At 53.0% G+C, this 14,016-nt stretch carries 15 protein-coding genes and 1 riboswitch; of the genes, 9 read left to right on the top strand and 6 right to left on the bottom strand.

Going from position 1 to position 14,016, the window contains the following annotated elements; all coding sequences use genetic code 11:
• Nucleotides 1-65: 65 nt before the first annotated feature.
• Nucleotides 66-353 carry a succinate dehydrogenase assembly factor 2 gene (locus AB8881_01420; GenBank protein ID XDZ63576.1) on the top strand — a complete coding sequence of 96 codons (288 nt, stop codon included), beginning with the start codon at nucleotides 66-68 and terminating at the stop codon, nucleotides 351-353.
• 4 nt (nucleotides 354-357) lie between these two features.
• The gene (gene mfd / locus AB8881_01415) at nucleotides 358-3,873 is read left to right on the top strand and encodes a transcription-repair coupling factor (protein XDZ63575.1); all 3,516 of its coding nucleotides are present in this window, start codon (nucleotides 358-360) and stop codon (nucleotides 3,871-3,873) included.
• Nucleotides 3,874-3,941: 68 nt separating this feature from the next.
• Here the strand turns inward: mfd and AB8881_01410 are convergent, their stop codons facing one another.
• On the bottom strand, nucleotides 3,942-4,571 hold the full coding sequence (locus AB8881_01410) for a DsbA family oxidoreductase (protein ID XDZ63574.1): 630 nt from the start codon (nucleotides 4,569-4,571) through the stop codon (nucleotides 3,942-3,944).
• A gap of 271 nt (nucleotides 4,572-4,842) precedes the next feature.
• Here AB8881_01410 and AB8881_01405 point away from each other — a divergent pair, with 271 nt between their 5' ends.
• The 5 genes from AB8881_01405 to AB8881_01385 all read left to right on the top strand — a co-directional run bounded on the left by AB8881_01405 (nucleotide 4,843) and on the right by AB8881_01385 (nucleotide 8,235).
• Nucleotides 4,843-5,361: a pyridoxamine 5'-phosphate oxidase family protein gene (locus AB8881_01405; protein XDZ63573.1), complete on the top strand. Its 519-nt coding sequence runs from the start codon at nucleotides 4,843-4,845 to the stop codon at nucleotides 5,359-5,361.
• A gap of 4 nt (nucleotides 5,362-5,365) precedes the next feature.
• On the top strand, nucleotides 5,366-6,031 hold the full coding sequence (locus AB8881_01400) for a glutathione S-transferase (GenBank protein XDZ63572.1): 666 nt from the start codon (nucleotides 5,366-5,368) through the stop codon (nucleotides 6,029-6,031).
• Between the two features lie 122 nt (nucleotides 6,032-6,153).
• Complete coding sequence (locus AB8881_01395; protein XDZ63571.1) at nucleotides 6,154-7,707, top strand: lysophospholipid acyltransferase family protein; 1,554 nt, start codon at nucleotides 6,154-6,156, stop codon at nucleotides 7,705-7,707.
• A complete protein-coding gene (locus AB8881_01390) occupies nucleotides 7,697-7,891 on the top strand; it encodes a hypothetical protein (GenBank protein XDZ63570.1) in 195 nt (64 codons plus the stop codon). Before AB8881_01395 ends, AB8881_01390 begins: the two co-directional genes overlap by 11 nt.
• 77 nt (nucleotides 7,892-7,968) lie before the next feature.
• Entirely contained in the window at nucleotides 7,969-8,235 is a 267-nt protein-coding gene (locus AB8881_01385; protein XDZ63569.1) for a hypothetical protein, read from the top strand.
• A 66-nt stretch (nucleotides 8,236-8,301) separates the two neighbouring features.
• Here AB8881_01385 and AB8881_01380 read toward each other — a convergent pair whose 3' ends face one another.
• On the bottom strand, nucleotides 8,302-8,709 hold the full coding sequence (locus tag AB8881_01380) for a DUF126 domain-containing protein (GenBank protein XDZ63568.1): 408 nt from the start codon (nucleotides 8,707-8,709) through the stop codon (nucleotides 8,302-8,304).
• On the bottom strand, nucleotides 8,706-9,935 hold the full coding sequence (locus AB8881_01375; protein XDZ63567.1) for an aconitase X: 1,230 nt from the start codon (nucleotides 9,933-9,935) through the stop codon (nucleotides 8,706-8,708). The genes AB8881_01380 and AB8881_01375 overlap by 4 nt, the downstream gene beginning before the upstream one ends.
• Before the next feature lie 154 nt (nucleotides 9,936-10,089).
• On the opposite strand from AB8881_01375, the gene AB8881_01370 reads away from it, so the two are divergent.
• A complete protein-coding gene (locus AB8881_01370; protein XDZ63566.1) occupies nucleotides 10,090-10,476 on the top strand; it encodes a thiol-disulfide oxidoreductase DCC family protein in 387 nt (128 codons plus the stop codon).
• A 25-nt stretch (nucleotides 10,477-10,501) separates the two neighbouring features.
• Here the strand turns inward: AB8881_01370 and AB8881_01365 are convergent, their stop codons facing one another.
• The 3 genes from AB8881_01365 to AB8881_01355 all read right to left on the bottom strand — a co-directional run bounded on the left by AB8881_01365 (nucleotide 10,502) and on the right by AB8881_01355 (nucleotide 12,796).
• The gene (locus AB8881_01365; protein ID XDZ63565.1) at nucleotides 10,502-10,804 is read right to left on the bottom strand and encodes a DUF1330 domain-containing protein; all 303 of its coding nucleotides are present in this window, start codon (nucleotides 10,802-10,804) and stop codon (nucleotides 10,502-10,504) included.
• Between the two features lie 26 nt (nucleotides 10,805-10,830).
• Entirely contained in the window at nucleotides 10,831-11,544 is a 714-nt protein-coding gene (locus AB8881_01360; GenBank protein XDZ63564.1) for a haloacid dehalogenase type II, read from the bottom strand.
• Between the two features lie 130 nt (nucleotides 11,545-11,674).
• Complete coding sequence (locus AB8881_01355) at nucleotides 11,675-12,796, bottom strand: YeeE/YedE family protein (protein ID XDZ63563.1); 1,122 nt, start codon at nucleotides 12,794-12,796, stop codon at nucleotides 11,675-11,677.
• A 215-nt stretch (nucleotides 12,797-13,011) separates the two neighbouring features.
• Nucleotides 13,012-13,132: riboswitch (TPP riboswitch) on the top strand.
• 68 nt (nucleotides 13,133-13,200) lie between these two features.
• Here AB8881_01355 and thiD point away from each other — a divergent pair.
• Nucleotides 13,201-14,013, top strand: coding sequence for a bifunctional hydroxymethylpyrimidine kinase/phosphomethylpyrimidine kinase (thiD, locus tag AB8881_01350; GenBank protein ID XDZ63562.1), 813 nt, complete (start codon nucleotides 13,201-13,203; stop codon nucleotides 14,011-14,013).
• Nucleotides 14,014-14,016 lie beyond the last annotated feature (3 nt).

The following is a 14,016-nucleotide window of genomic DNA, read 5'->3' as shown; positions in this document are numbered from 1 at the left end:
TTATCTCATGCCAGCCATTTGTTGCCCCGATCAAAACGCGCAACGGGTTGAAAAGGAATTCTACCATGTCAGCGTCACCCAATTCACCAGTCCAGCCTGATCTCTCAAGCCGTATTCGGCGGCTAATCTATCAGGCGAGCTATACAGGCATGAAGGAAACTGACCTGCTGCTTGGGCATTTTGCCAAGATGCATTTGCCGCATCTAGGTGAGGCTGATTTGACCGATTTTGAAAATCTACTGGCGGCGGGTGATCCGGCAATCTATGCGTGGGTAATGGGCAATGCACCGTTGCCAGACGAATTTGACACGCCAGTTTTTCATTTAATTAAAGAGTTTAAAAAAGAACAATAATTAAATGAAATTTATAAATAAAGTAAATTTATCAAGTGACATATGGGGCGCGCCTGATGGGGTGGCGTCGTTGGCTTTGTTGCAGGTAGCACAGGCCGGCAAATCCTTTGTGTATGTGGCGCGTGATGACGTGCGCATGAATTTGATGGGCGATAGTTTAGCGCGGTTGTCGCCAGATTTGCGCCTGCTTGATTTTCCGGCGTGGGACTGCTTGCCATTTGACCGGCTGTCGCCGCAAGGTGGGCTGGTTGGGCGCCGGATTGAAACCCTTGCCCAGCTTGCCGCCGGTCAAGAAACCGTGCCAACGATCTTGCTAACAACGATCAATGCGATCTTGCAGCGGGTACCACCAAAATCTTATTTCACCGATAGCAGTTTGGTGATTGCTGCCGGTCAGGCGACGCGAGATGGTGAAACAGGACAGGCATTGGGGCCTGCGGCCCTGGCCGATTATCTGGCGGGGCAGGCCTATTTGCGAACCGATACGGTGCGGGAAACCGGAGAATTTGCCGTTCGCGGCGGTATCCTTGATGTGTTTCCACCGGGGCAGCTATCACCTGCGCGGCTTGATTTCTTTGGTGATGATGTTGAAACCATCCGCAGCTTTGATCCAGCAACCCAGCGCAGTACGGGTGCAATCGACCGGTTAATCCTGCGGCCGGTTGCGGAATTTATGATGAACGAGGCAACGATTGCCCGCTTTCGCACCGGCTATCTGGCGTTGTTTGGCGCCACCGCTAGTCGTGACGCGCTGTATGAGTCAGTTTCAGCCGGTCGCAGCCACCCCGGGATTGAGCATTGGTTGCCGCTGTTTCATGACAAAATGGCAAGCCTGACCGATTATTGCGCTGGCTGGCCGGTGGTTCTGGATCACGAAGGTGACGCCGCAATCGCCGCACGCTATGCGCAGATTAATGATTTTCACGCGGCGCGGCTGGCGCATGGCAATGATGATGCGGCCAGCCGATACCGGCCATTGGCGGTTGACAAGCTGTATCTTGCCGAGGCGGAAACCGAACAGGTTTTTGCAAATGGAAAAGCGTGCCGGCTATTTGCCTTTGCCCCACTGTCGGACAAGGCTGATGGGCCAAGCCAAGCCAAAGACCGGGCGAGCGCTCCGCAGGGGCAGGATGCAGGAGGGCGCGCCGCCAACCGGTTGGGAAAGGTCGAGGGCAATAGCGCGGTTCCCGAACTGGCTGGTCTGGTAACAGCCGAGCGCAATGCCCGCAAGCGCCCGATCATTGTCGGGTGCAGTTCACCAGGTGCGGCAAGCCGCCTAGCGGATTTATTGGCTGCATATCTGGGCGCGCCCCCACTGCAGCCGATTACCGCGATGGACGAGCTGGCGCCGGGCGGCTTTTATGTGATGCAATGGCCGCTGGAAACCGGTTTTCGAACCGATCATTTAATCGTCGTGTCCGAGCCGGATATTTTTGGCCAACGGCTATCGCGTCCGCAATCCAAACGCGCCAAGGGTGATGATTTCCTGCGTGAGGTTAGCGCGCTTGAAACCGGCGATCTGGTGGTCCATGCCGAACATGGTATTGGCCGCTATGAGGGGCTGACCATTATCAACAGCGCCGGCGGCGATCATGATTGTTTGAATCTGGTTTATGCTGGCGGTGACAAGCTGTATTTGCCTGTTGAGAACATCGAGTTGCTATCGCGCTATGGCAGTGCTGGCGGCGAGGCGCAGCTTGACCGGCTTGGGGGTGCCGCATGGCAGGCGCGGGTTGCGCGGATCAAGGGTCGTGTTCGGATTATGGCCGAACAGCTGATCAAGATTGCCGCAACGCGTTATAAGGCACGAGCCGAGCCGTTAATTGCCGAAGATGGCAGTTTTGGTGAGTTTTGCGCGCGGTTCGCCTTTACCGAAACCGAAGACCAGTTGAACGCCATTAATGATGTTGTGACCGATCTTGCCTCGGGCAAGGCAAGTGACCGGCTAATTTGCGGTGATGTCGGGTTTGGCAAGACAGAAGTCGCGCTCCGCGCCGCCTTTATTGCGGCGATGGCGGGTTATCAGGTGGCATTGGTGGCGCCGACGACGTTGCTGGCGCGCCAGCATGGCAAGGTGTTTGTCGAGCGGTTTGCCGGATTTCCGGTCAAGATCGGCGTATTGTCGCGAATGACGTCCAGTGCAGATGCAAAGGCTATTCGTGAGGGGATTGCCACTGGTGAGATTCAGATTGCCATTGGAACGCACGCATTATTGGCGAAATCAATCGAGTTTAATCACCTCGGACTTTTGATTATTGACGAAGAACAGCATTTTGGTGTCGGACAAAAGGAACGTTTAAAAGAGCTTCGTGGCGACATTCACGTTTTAACGCTGTCGGCAACGCCGATCCCACGGACCTTGCAAATGGCGCTGTCGGGGGTACGGGAGATGTCGTTGATTGCAACGCCGCCGGTGGATCGTCTGGCGGTTCGCACCTTTGTTGGGCCGTGGGATGGCGTTGTGCTTCGTGAAGCGGTACAGCGGGAAATGTTTCGCGGTGGACAGGTCTTTGTGGTGTGTCCGCGCATTGATGATATGCAGCGGGTTTATGACCGGCTTACCACGCTGGCACCCGAGGCAAGGATTATTTCTGCGCATGGGCGGATGCCGGCAAATGAGCTGGATCAGGTGATGACGCGTTTTGCCGATGGTGAGGCTGATATTCTGCTCTCAACCAACATCGTCGAGTCGGGTATTGATATTCCATCAGCCAATACCATGATTATCCATCGCGCGGATATGTTTGGCCTGTCCCAGCTTTATCAGCTTCGCGGGCGCGTTGGGCGGGGGCGTCAGCGTGCCTACGCCTATTTGACGTCTGATCCCAAGCGTCTATTAAGCCCGCAAGCGCGCCGCCGTCTTGAGGTTATGCAAACGCTGGATACGCTTGGTGCCGGGTTCACCCTCGCATCTTACGATATGGATATTCGCGGTGCGGGTAATTTGCTTGGGGACGAGCAGTCGGGTCATGTGCGCGAAGTTGGCGTCGAGCTTTATCAGGAAATGCTGCGCCAAGCGGTTGATGCTGCCAAGTCCGGCCGCGGCGATGCGGCAGATGATGATGCCAAGCCTGCTTGGACGCCGCAAATCAATCTTGGGCTAGAAATCCGCCTGCCAGAGGCTTATGTGCCGGATCTAACCGTGCGGCTGTCGCTTTATCGCCGGATTGCTGATCTAGCCGATCCGCAGGCAACCGATGTGTTGATCGCCGAACTTGTTGACCGGTTTGGCGGCTTGCCCGATCCGGTGAAAAACCTGTTTTCGGTGATTGAATTGAAACAATTATGCCGGCTGGCAAATGTTGAAAAAATTGACGCCGGCCCGAAAGGGCTTTCGCTGTCTTTCCGCGACAATCATTTTTCCCGTCCTGATGCGTTAATCGGCTGGATTGCTGGCCAGAGCGGACGCGTTCAGCTTCGTGCTGATCATCGTGTGGTGGTGGCAACGCCATTACCAAAGCCCGAAATGCAGCCTGATGCGTGCAAACAGGTCCTGCAAGAACTGGTCGCCCTATTATAGACGACGCTTATAGATGACGCTGATTTAGAAAGATGGATTTGATCGGCAAATTTGGTGGCTGTTTTGTCCTAGTTTGCCGGTTTTACCAGACAGCCATCAATGGCCGGGATCAGATGTTCGGGCATATGCGCGCCAGCGATTGCATATTGGCCCGCAAACACCATAAAAGGAACGCCATCAACCCGCAATTGACGCGCCATCTCGATATCATTGGTGATCTGCCGGTCAAATGCTGGATCGGCAAGGCGTTCAGGATCAATCTCAACGCCGTGTTCGCCAGCAATTCTGGCCAGTTCCTGATCATCGCCGATATCGCGGCCATCCAGAAAATAGGCTTGGAAGAACGCGTCGCTTAGATCATGCCCCGCTGCTGCCGCGGCAAGAATATAGCGGTGTGTTTTGCGGCTGTCGGGGGTGCGCTTGATTGCGTCAAAATTAAAATTGATACCGCTTTCAAGGCCCGCGCCGGCGATTCTGCCATAAACCGCCGGTGCGGCATTGCCAAATTTTCCAAGCAGATAAGCGCCGCGATCCATGCCGTCTTCGGGCATCGAGGGGTTCAGCAGAAAACAACGCCAGATATAGCGCGGTGTGACCTGTGGGCGGGCTTTAAAGGCGGCATCAAGGCGCTTTTTACCGATGTAACACCATGGGCAAATGATATCTGCATAAATTTCAACATCAACAAATTGGGTCATTTTCGCTATCCTTTACCGCAATGTTACCCTATCGAAACCTATTTGCGGTAGGCTTGGCAAGTAAAGAGATTGGCGTGAGGGAAACGGCGGCGCCTTTGTCAGGTGCTGAAATCATGCTAAATAGACATCATGCTGAATAAGGGCATTGGGGTCATTGCGGCCGGGTCATTGCGGCGCATTCCGGGAAAACCGAGGGTTTTTCTCGATGCAGCCTGTTTCGACAATGACTGTTTTGTATAGTTTATTTTTTTGATGGTTTGGGATAGCGCTTATGCAAGAAAATACCGCATTTGAAGAATCGTCGGGAATGCAGCGGGAAAAGATTGAAGCGGCGCGAGATACGCTGTTGCAGCTTCGCACCCTCCAGCTTGCCGTCAACAGCCAGCAGGATAGCCCTGAAATGGGTGTGTCGCCGTTTATCCGGCGCGATGATGGATTATATATTTTTACCAGCCACCTATCGCAGCATGTTCGTGATTTGATGGCCGCGGGCAGGGCCACTTGTATGCTGTGCGCTGACGAGGCGAAAAGCCAGAATATCTGGGCGCGTAACCGGATGAAATTTACCGTCGATGCTATTGAAATCATGCGTGATGATGCAAAGTTTGACGGGCTTTGCGATGATTTTGCCAGCGCACATGGCCCGACCATGGATCTGATCCGTAATTTTGGCGATTTTCATATGTTTCAGCTAACGCCGCGTGATGGTGTTTTGGTTCTCGGCTTTGCCAAGGCATTTACCGTGACCGGCGCTGGCTTTGACATTGCCGCACATATAAGCAAGGCCTAGGGCCATGCCAGATACGGGTCAGCCGCCCATTTTTTGGAGTTTTCGGCGTTGCCCCTATGCGATGCGGGCGCGGCTGGCGATTGCGGCAAGCGGACAGGTAGTTCAGCTCCGTGAGATTCTGCTTCGTGACAAGCCAGACGCGTTTCTGCTGGCATCTCCCAAAGGCACGGTGCCGGTATTGGTGCTTGAGGATGGCACAGTCATCGACGAAAGCCGTGATGTCATGTTTTGGGCGCTTGGCCGCAATGATCCCGACGATTGGCTGGCGATCTGGCGGCAAGATCCGCAGCGGGTTACCGCGTTTCTCGACCGGCTGGATGGTCCGTTTAAACATGATCTCGATCGCTATAAATATGCCAGCCGCTATGCTGGTGCCGATGCAACAATTCATCAGGCTAATGGTGCCAAATTCCTGCATGAATTAGATACGGCGTTGCAGCAGACAAGGGCGCTGTCTGGGGCAAATCTGGGTATTCTGGATTTTGCCTGCCTGCCGTTTGTTCGCCAATTTCGGATTGCCAATCCCGCTTGGTTCGATGCCCAGCCATGGCCGCATCTATCTGCATGGCTTTCGGCATTTTTAAATTCGGCACGGTTTCAGAAAATCATGGAAAAATATCCACAATGGAAAGATGGCGCAGCGTCAGTAACTTTCCCAACATCGGGCTAAAAATTAATTTGTGGTCATTTTGGCACAATGTTTGGCAACATGGTTGGTACGAAGTTTGATTGTCATAAAATCGTAACAATCACCCCTTTTAATAGCGGCATTGTGAAACCGTGATGTTAGATATGCCAAGCACAAAACTAATCGATGTTGGCGCGGTCCTTGCGGCGCGGATGCCGGCCCTTGGCACGTACCCGTCATGGCTTCTTGGGGCGCTTGTCTGGAGCCTTCGAACCTTGGTCAATGAAGACCGCATTAACCGGTTTTTAGCGGATCATGCTGCGCTGAGCGGGTTTGATTTTATTGATCAGGTTTTCGCCGAATTACAAATTGATTATTCGGTTGATCCTGATGCCATCAAAAATATTCCGGCGACGGGGCGCGTGCTAATTGTTGCCAATCATCCACTTGGGGGTCTGGACGGGCTGGCCTTGCTGCGGCTGGTCGGCAGGCGGCGGCAGGATGTGTCTGTTGTTGTTAATGAATTACTATTCAATATCAATTCCTTAAGAAACGTATTTTTACCAGTAGATGCGTTTGGCGGCGAGACAAAAAGAGCCGATATTGACCGGATTATTGAGGCGCTCAATGATAATCGTGCGGTGATTATTTTCCCCGCTGGCGAGGTGTCGCGCGCTGGCTCGAAGGGGGTGCGCGACGGCAGATGGATGTCGGGCTTTATCCGGATGGCGACCAAAACTTCGGCACCGGTTTTGCCAATTCATATCAATGCGCGTAATTCCTTGCTGTTTTATTTTGTGGGCCGGCTCAGCGCGACCCTGTCGATGTTGATGCTGCCGCGTGAAATGACCGGGTTTAGAGGCAATATCAAACTAACCATTGGCCAGCCTGTTGCGAGTGCGGATATCGAATCCCTGCCGCTGGGCCGGCGCGATAAGGCACAGTTGGTAAATCGGCATCTGCGCCGGATTGGGCGCGGTAAATCGCCCTTGCTGAAGACGACAGAGCGCCTTATTGACCGGGTTCCGCGCGGCGCGATAATTGATGCGTTGCTGTCTGCAGAAAAGCTGGGAATTACCGCAGATAACAAGCATATTTTGCTACTCGATTATGCGGATAACAGCGCTGTCATGGACGAGATCGGCCGGCTGCGCGAGCTTAGTTTCCGGTCAGTCGGCGAGGGGACTGGTCGTGGTAAGGATATTGACCGGTTTGATCATTATTACCGTCATCTTGTTTTATGGGATGATGTCGAGGCGGAAATTGTCGGTGCCTATCGCCTTGGGGAGATATGGCACTGGCCGGATCATGAAAAGAACCGGCTTTATTCCAACACGTTATTTGCTTATGAGCCGTCAATACAGCCAATTTTTGAGCAGGGGCTTGAACTTGGGCGCAGCTTTGTCCAGCCGCAATATTGGGGGCGGCGTAGTCTTGATTATTTGTGGCAGGGCATCGGTGCCTATCTTGCATCGCATCCGGACGTCAGATATTTGTTTGGGCCGGTGACCTTGTCGAACAGCCTGCCAAAATCGGCGCGTGATATGCTGGTCTATTTCTATCAGACGCATTTCCCTGATCCTGATCATTATGCAAGGCCGACGATCCCTTATGTCATTAATCCGGCTGCTGCTGGCGCTTTGCGGGTGGAGATGCCGGGGTTTGACATTGAAATGGATCAGGCGGCTGCGCAAACAGCTTGGCTTCATGGGGCTTAAAATTCCAACCTTATTCAAGCAGTATGCCGATGTTTGTAACCGTGGTGGTGTTCGGTTTTGCGGCTTTAATATTGATCCAGCATTTAACCATTGTGTTGATGGCCTTGTGCTGGTTGATGTGCATCAGCTAAAGCCCAAAAAGCGTGCACGTTATATCGGCGACCAATTAATGGCGGCCAATTAATCACGGTATTTTAGCGGTGATTTGGCATAAAATTTGCGTCTATCGGTGGCGTCAGCAAACCATGGGAGGTAGGCGTTATGGCACCAAAATTGGATTCGGACTTAATTGTTGATGTGATTGAGGCAAGCATCCGCGTACTGGTTGATACCGGGCTCAGCCGGGACGAGGCATTACAGGTAATGCTCAGTCAGGTCGCGGCACAAGTGTCGCCTGAAGTGATGAAAATCGCCACCGATCTGAACGAGCAATATCATCGAGATTTCCGTCATGCCGAATGGGATGAGGTATCACCAAAACAGGATAAGCCGGTTGGGTCGGCGGAATTTGCCTTCGGTCCGCTTTAGCCCCAAATTGTTTCTGGCATAACCTGCCAGCGGCCTATCCCAAGGCCTCAAAACCGAAATTTCAGGCTAATCGAGAATCCTGACCTCGCCAGCTGCAGGGTTAATCTCGACGGTCTGACCGGTTTTAATGAGGCGGGTCACATCGCCATCTTCGAACCGGTCGCACATGGTCATATTGGCGAGGGCTGCCCCCTGCACCAGAATGGTATTTGCCTCATTGAACAAAATCGCTTTTGGGGTGATGCCCCTCGCGGTCATTTCGTGCAGCATCCATGCGGTGGCGACGCCGCCCTTTGCCGTGTTAAATACCAGTATCTTTTGATCGTACGACTGACCGGCAAGCTTATGCTGTGGCCGTGAGAAAATGCCCTTTATCCGGTCAAGATCATACCGTGCAGAAAAATTATCATCCGCGACAAGGGCTTCGCCAATGACTTTTGGGCCGACGCCCTTGTGGCATTTCAACAGCTTCATTTGACAATCTCTCCATGGATAGCGGCAGCGACACAATCGGCCATGCTGGCAAGCACGGGTTGATAGCCATAACCGCCAAGAATATTCACAATTTTGGCCGAATTGCTGAGCAACCGAACCCAGCCATTGGCCTCGCCAATCTCGCGCGCATATTGATTGTAAAAACAGGTGCCCTCAAGAACCGTGCCGCCTGCCGTTTCGATCTTGTCGATAAACCCCATCCGGCGGGCATCGCCATAGGCCTGCGGCGAGGTACAGACAATCATCGGCAGCTTGAGCCTTTGTCCGTTAACGAGGCTGGCAACCTGTTCCATCTCGACAATGGATAGTTGTGGCGCGGCAAACACCACCACATCGGGTTTTTCGCCTTTATCGGCAAAGTTGCCGGCCAGTGCCTCAAGATCAGCATCGGTGATTTTGGTAACCGGTAATTCAGTGGCGCTAACCGCCGCCAGATTTGGCGCTTCGGGTGTGATGCCAATAATATGAAACAGCGGGATTGATCCATAGCTGGCCATCGCTGCACCAAAATGTTTAATTTCATCGGATGTTGGAACGCGCTCGATACCCTCAATAACAGGGACTTCCCAATAGGATCCGGCCAGCCGGCCAATCACTGCGCCAAGAATGCCCCATTCGGTCAGCTCTGTTGGCTGGCTTGTCACTTGAAAGCGGCGGGTTGCCTTACGGTTCTGGTCGAGATGCAGGCCGTATCGCGGCGTTCGGCCGGTTAATCCGGCGGCCAGTGCTGACGGGCCTCCCTCAAAGTTTGAGCGTGCGCCGCAAACGCTGTTGGAATAGATCACAACACCGGTATCACCATAGGCAACATGATCGCCAAGCAATGGCGGCATAATTGTCTGATAATTGACACAAGTATTTGTCATCATAATGCCAATCGTCTCACAGGCCGAAATAAAGCGGCGCTCGATCATCGCCATATCTTCGGTCTGGCCAAGCGGTCGGTAATGGTTCAGGTCAACGCCGCGTGGGTCAGTAATCATCGGGATAACAACGCGGCCGCCAGCAGTGGCAATCGATTCGATAAAATCGACACCGGCATCACCCACCGATTCCGGATCGGCCATCATATGAGCCTGACTTACCGCCACCATGTCTTTGGCGTCAAAGAATTCGCCTACCTTGATTTGATGATCGATCGCCCATTGTTTGGCCTTGCCAAATTCGCCATTGAGCATGGCCTTTTCTTCGTCGCTAAGATGCATCAGGGGAACCCTTGTTTTGATCGCTGCTCGGGGCTAAAGGCTACTCAACTTGACCAGCACTCGCCAAGCGTAAAATGACGCGGCCTTGTCAAATATGGCTTTGATGCCCATTTGATGCTGGAGGGGTTAGGGCGTTAGCAAAGGGTGATGTTCGATGATTGAAGTGTTTTTTGACGGTAAATGCGGGCTTTGCAGCAAAGAAATTGCCTATTACCGACGTATCGCCCCAAGCGGTATTTTTGCGTGGATGGACATTGCCAGCGATGCGTCGCCACTGGCCGCGCACGGGATTACCCAGGCCGCGGCGCTTCGTTATCTTCACGTCCGCGATGCAACAGGCAACTGGCATATTGGCGCGCCGGCCTTTGCGGTCATCTGGCAAAAGTTACGCTATTGGCGATTATTGGCGGCATTGGTGCGCCTGCCGTTGATCAGGCACCTTGTAAAAATTCTATATAATAAATTTGCCGATTATAGATTTGCCAAGCTAGGTCATTGCCAGCTAGCCCAAAATCAAATTATGCAAAATCGGGCAAATTGAATTTCCCCTCACATAAATGAAACGCCTAGATGCCTTCAAGAATCATCAGGGTCGTGGCCGAATTTGCCAGCCTGATGGCCTTAATCGGCGCATATTCGGGGCTATCCAAAAACGCATGGGCGGCGGTGCGTGACGGGAATTTAATCAGCACGATACGGGTCGGCTCCCACAACTCAGCCTGCACGATATCCATTGCGCCGCCTCGGGTAAGGTAAATGCCGCCAAAGCTTTCGACAATTGGCCGCGCCGCTGCCTTGTAATCTTCATAGGCGACCGGATCCGTTATTTTGGTGTCGAGCAGGATATAGGCGGGGTTTTCGGCGCTCATGTCATGCTCCTATTAAATTTTACGGCTCAGAATGACGGGCATTCCAGACCATCTGCAACGCCCTCGACACTATCGGCAATAATGTCCCAGTCGCTTGTTGCCTCAAAATCAACGATCTGGTCGACCCCATATTCGGTAGGCCGGTTGATATAGGCGGTGCACATACCTTCCTTGCGAGCCGCCGCAAGGTCGTCATTATGCGCAGCGGCCATCATGATTTCGTCGGGTTTCATGCCCAAAAGGCGAATAGCATTTTGATAGACTGCCGGATTGCGCTTAAAGGCGCGGTGCATGTCGCTGGAGAAAATGAAATCCCATGGGATACCAGCGCGTTTTGCGATTGTGGACAGCAAAACAATTGAACCGTTAGACAGGGGCGAGATCAGATATTTTGACTTGATCCGTTTCAGCCCGGGAACACTGTCCGGCCACGGGGTCAGGCGGTGCCAAGCCCGATTCAAATGGTCGCGCTCTGCGTCATCTAGCATCGGCAGGCCGAATTCAGGCAGAATTTCATCGAGACGCTCGCGGTGAATGACATCAATTGAAACAAACGGGCGCTCGCCTTTGGTAACGCGTGCCATGCCCGGCCGGTATCCTGCCCGCCATGCCCGGGCAAACCCATCGCCATCAAACCCGGTTACGCCCTTTCGTGCTGCCACTGCTTCGCCCTCGCGGGCAATCGATGAACGCCAGTCAACAATGGTGCCAAAAGTATCAAACAAAACAGCTTTAATCATGCCAAATCTCAATTATCAGGTCTCAATTATCAGGTCTTAATTATCGGGTCTTAATAATCAGGGGCGTGTTGACGTTAAGCTGTGACGATAACCTAGCTGACGATAACCTAGCTGACGACCAAGGCCCTGATCAGACGCTGCTCGCTGCAGTATCTGCCTCAAGAAAGCCACTAATAAATGACAAGCGCAACGATAAATTGCCAAGACCGAAACCGACAAAGGCAACAAGCACCCCGCCGTTTAGCACACTGCCACCGGTCAAAAGCCAGCCGACTGTGCAGCCACCGGCGATAACCCCGCCAAAGGCCATGCAGAAAGCACCAAGAATATAGCGCAGCGGATGCGGCGCGTTGTTAAAGCCCTCAATCACGATACGGCCAGAAAGTTTGGCCGATAAAGTCGCCCCAATTAACGTGCCACCAACAAGGCCAAGCCCAAATTTAGGGGCAAGCGCTGTTGAATAGACGAAATAGCCAAGACTATCAGCAACCGGCAGAATGAAACGCAGGCCCTCAACCGGAACCGGATCAAACTCATCAGCGCCAATTACCGCGGTAATGAAAAAACAAACCGGCACCAAAAGGCCAATAAGACCCGCCATTACGGCACGCTTTAGCGGTTGGTCAGCCCCGCCGCGCCGCGCTATCATTACAATAGCGGCCAGTAAAAACAGTACCCAGATTGCCACGAGGCTGTTGGATAGCATCGGCGAATAGTCAAATTGAACAAGGCTGGCAAGCGTGATCCTTGGTACGGCTAGAACGCCGCTGATCGCCGACCATGAAAATAGCGCCAAGAAAATCAGCGTAATGAATGCGCGAACATTACCGCGACCGGACAGGATAATGAGGCGCGAAACACAGCCACGGCTTAGCCCCATCCCGACGCCAAAGACCAGCGTTCCAAAAAACAGGCCAAACAGATTTAGCGGTGCCTGATGCTGGCGAGCACCACCGAGTGAGATCAGTTCCATTTGTGACAGGAGGCTGACCGCGATGATGGCTGATAGGGCGGCGATCGACACCTGCCATAGCTGATTGAAGGGGGCGCGATCCTTAGATGCAGATTTTATCGCGCCAAAATTGGAATTCGCCCGATTAGATGTCGCCAAAAATAACTCATCATAAGCCGAGCGCGCACAATAGTCGCTGCGCTCTGCAAGCCAGCCGAACAGGCCGCCAGCAAGCAACCCTGCCGCCACAACTACTGTTGTCACACCATAAATGTCACGCCACTCGATAATTAAGTCCATAACCCACCTCGGAACGCCATCGCATCACTGCCGTCTGATAGCATTTTTTTGTCTTTTTAAAAGATAAAAATCCGATAAAAAGAAATTAAATGCTCAATTATAAATATCATTGGCAATAATTTGCAAAATTTCGGTTTTTTGCAAAAAGACCGCGAGGGCGGATAACTGCCGCGTGATCTTCCCGCTTGAAATTGCGCAAGAGCCTAGCTAGGCTGTCGGTTCTGTTGGGGTGCTTCGGTGCTGTCCGTAGGGGCAGGGGCGGGGCTGAGAAGCGCGAGCTAACCCATAGAACCTGATCCAGTTAAAACTGGCGTAGGGAACGGAGACCTTTCCAGATCGGAAACTAATCCAGATCAAAATGTCTCGTCGATCCATACGTCACTTTGTTGTTTGTGGGATTTTTGATGGGCAAAACAAAATCGCAAGGCCATGTTGCAACGGCGTTAACAATTGCCGGTTCTGACAGCGGTGGCGGGGCTGGTATTCAGGCTGATTTAAAAAGTTTTTCCGCGCATGGTGTCTATGGCGCGAGTGTTATCACCGCCATCACGGCGCAAAACACGCGATTAGTCAGCGATGTTGAGGCGGTATCTCCCGCGATGATTGGCGCACAAATTGATGCTGTTCTGTCTGATATCCGCATTGATGCAATCAAAATCGGGATGTTGGCAACGCCAGCGGTGATTGAGGCGGTGGCGCGTGCATTGGCGCATTATCATGGGCCGATTGTGCTTGATCCGGTCATGGTGGCAAAATCGGGTGACGCCTTGTTACAGGATGATGCGGTATCTTGTTTGACCGAAATGCTTTTGCCTCGTGCCAGCCTGCTGACGCCAAATATTCCTGAAGCGGCGCGCCTGTTAGAGGGGCAGCATGATATGAGCCCACAAGAGCAGGGCAAGGCGTTGTTGGCACTAGGGCCAGCAGCGGTGTTGATGAAGGGCGGGCATGCCGACGGTGCGGTTTGTCACGATTATCTGATAACCAGCAACACAATCGCTATCTTTGAGGCGCCGCGGATTGTCACCGATAACACGCATGGCACCGGCTGCTCGCTATCATCGGCAATCGCTGCCGGACTGGCCAAACCGCTGCCGCTGGATGCGGCGGTTGGTGCGGCACATCGCTGGTTGCATGGCGCGATCAAAGCTGCTGACGATCTTGACATCGGTCAGGGGCATGGCCCAGTTCACCATTTTTACGAAATCTGGAGATAGCCA

The sequence above is a fragment of the Alphaproteobacteria bacterium LSUCC0396 genome (genome assembly GCA_041228345.1).
Classification (GTDB): Bacteria; Pseudomonadota; Alphaproteobacteria; order Puniceispirillales; family Puniceispirillaceae; genus UBA3439.
Note: the sequence above shows the minus strand (reverse complement) of the source record. Positions and strands in the feature narration are given on the sequence as shown.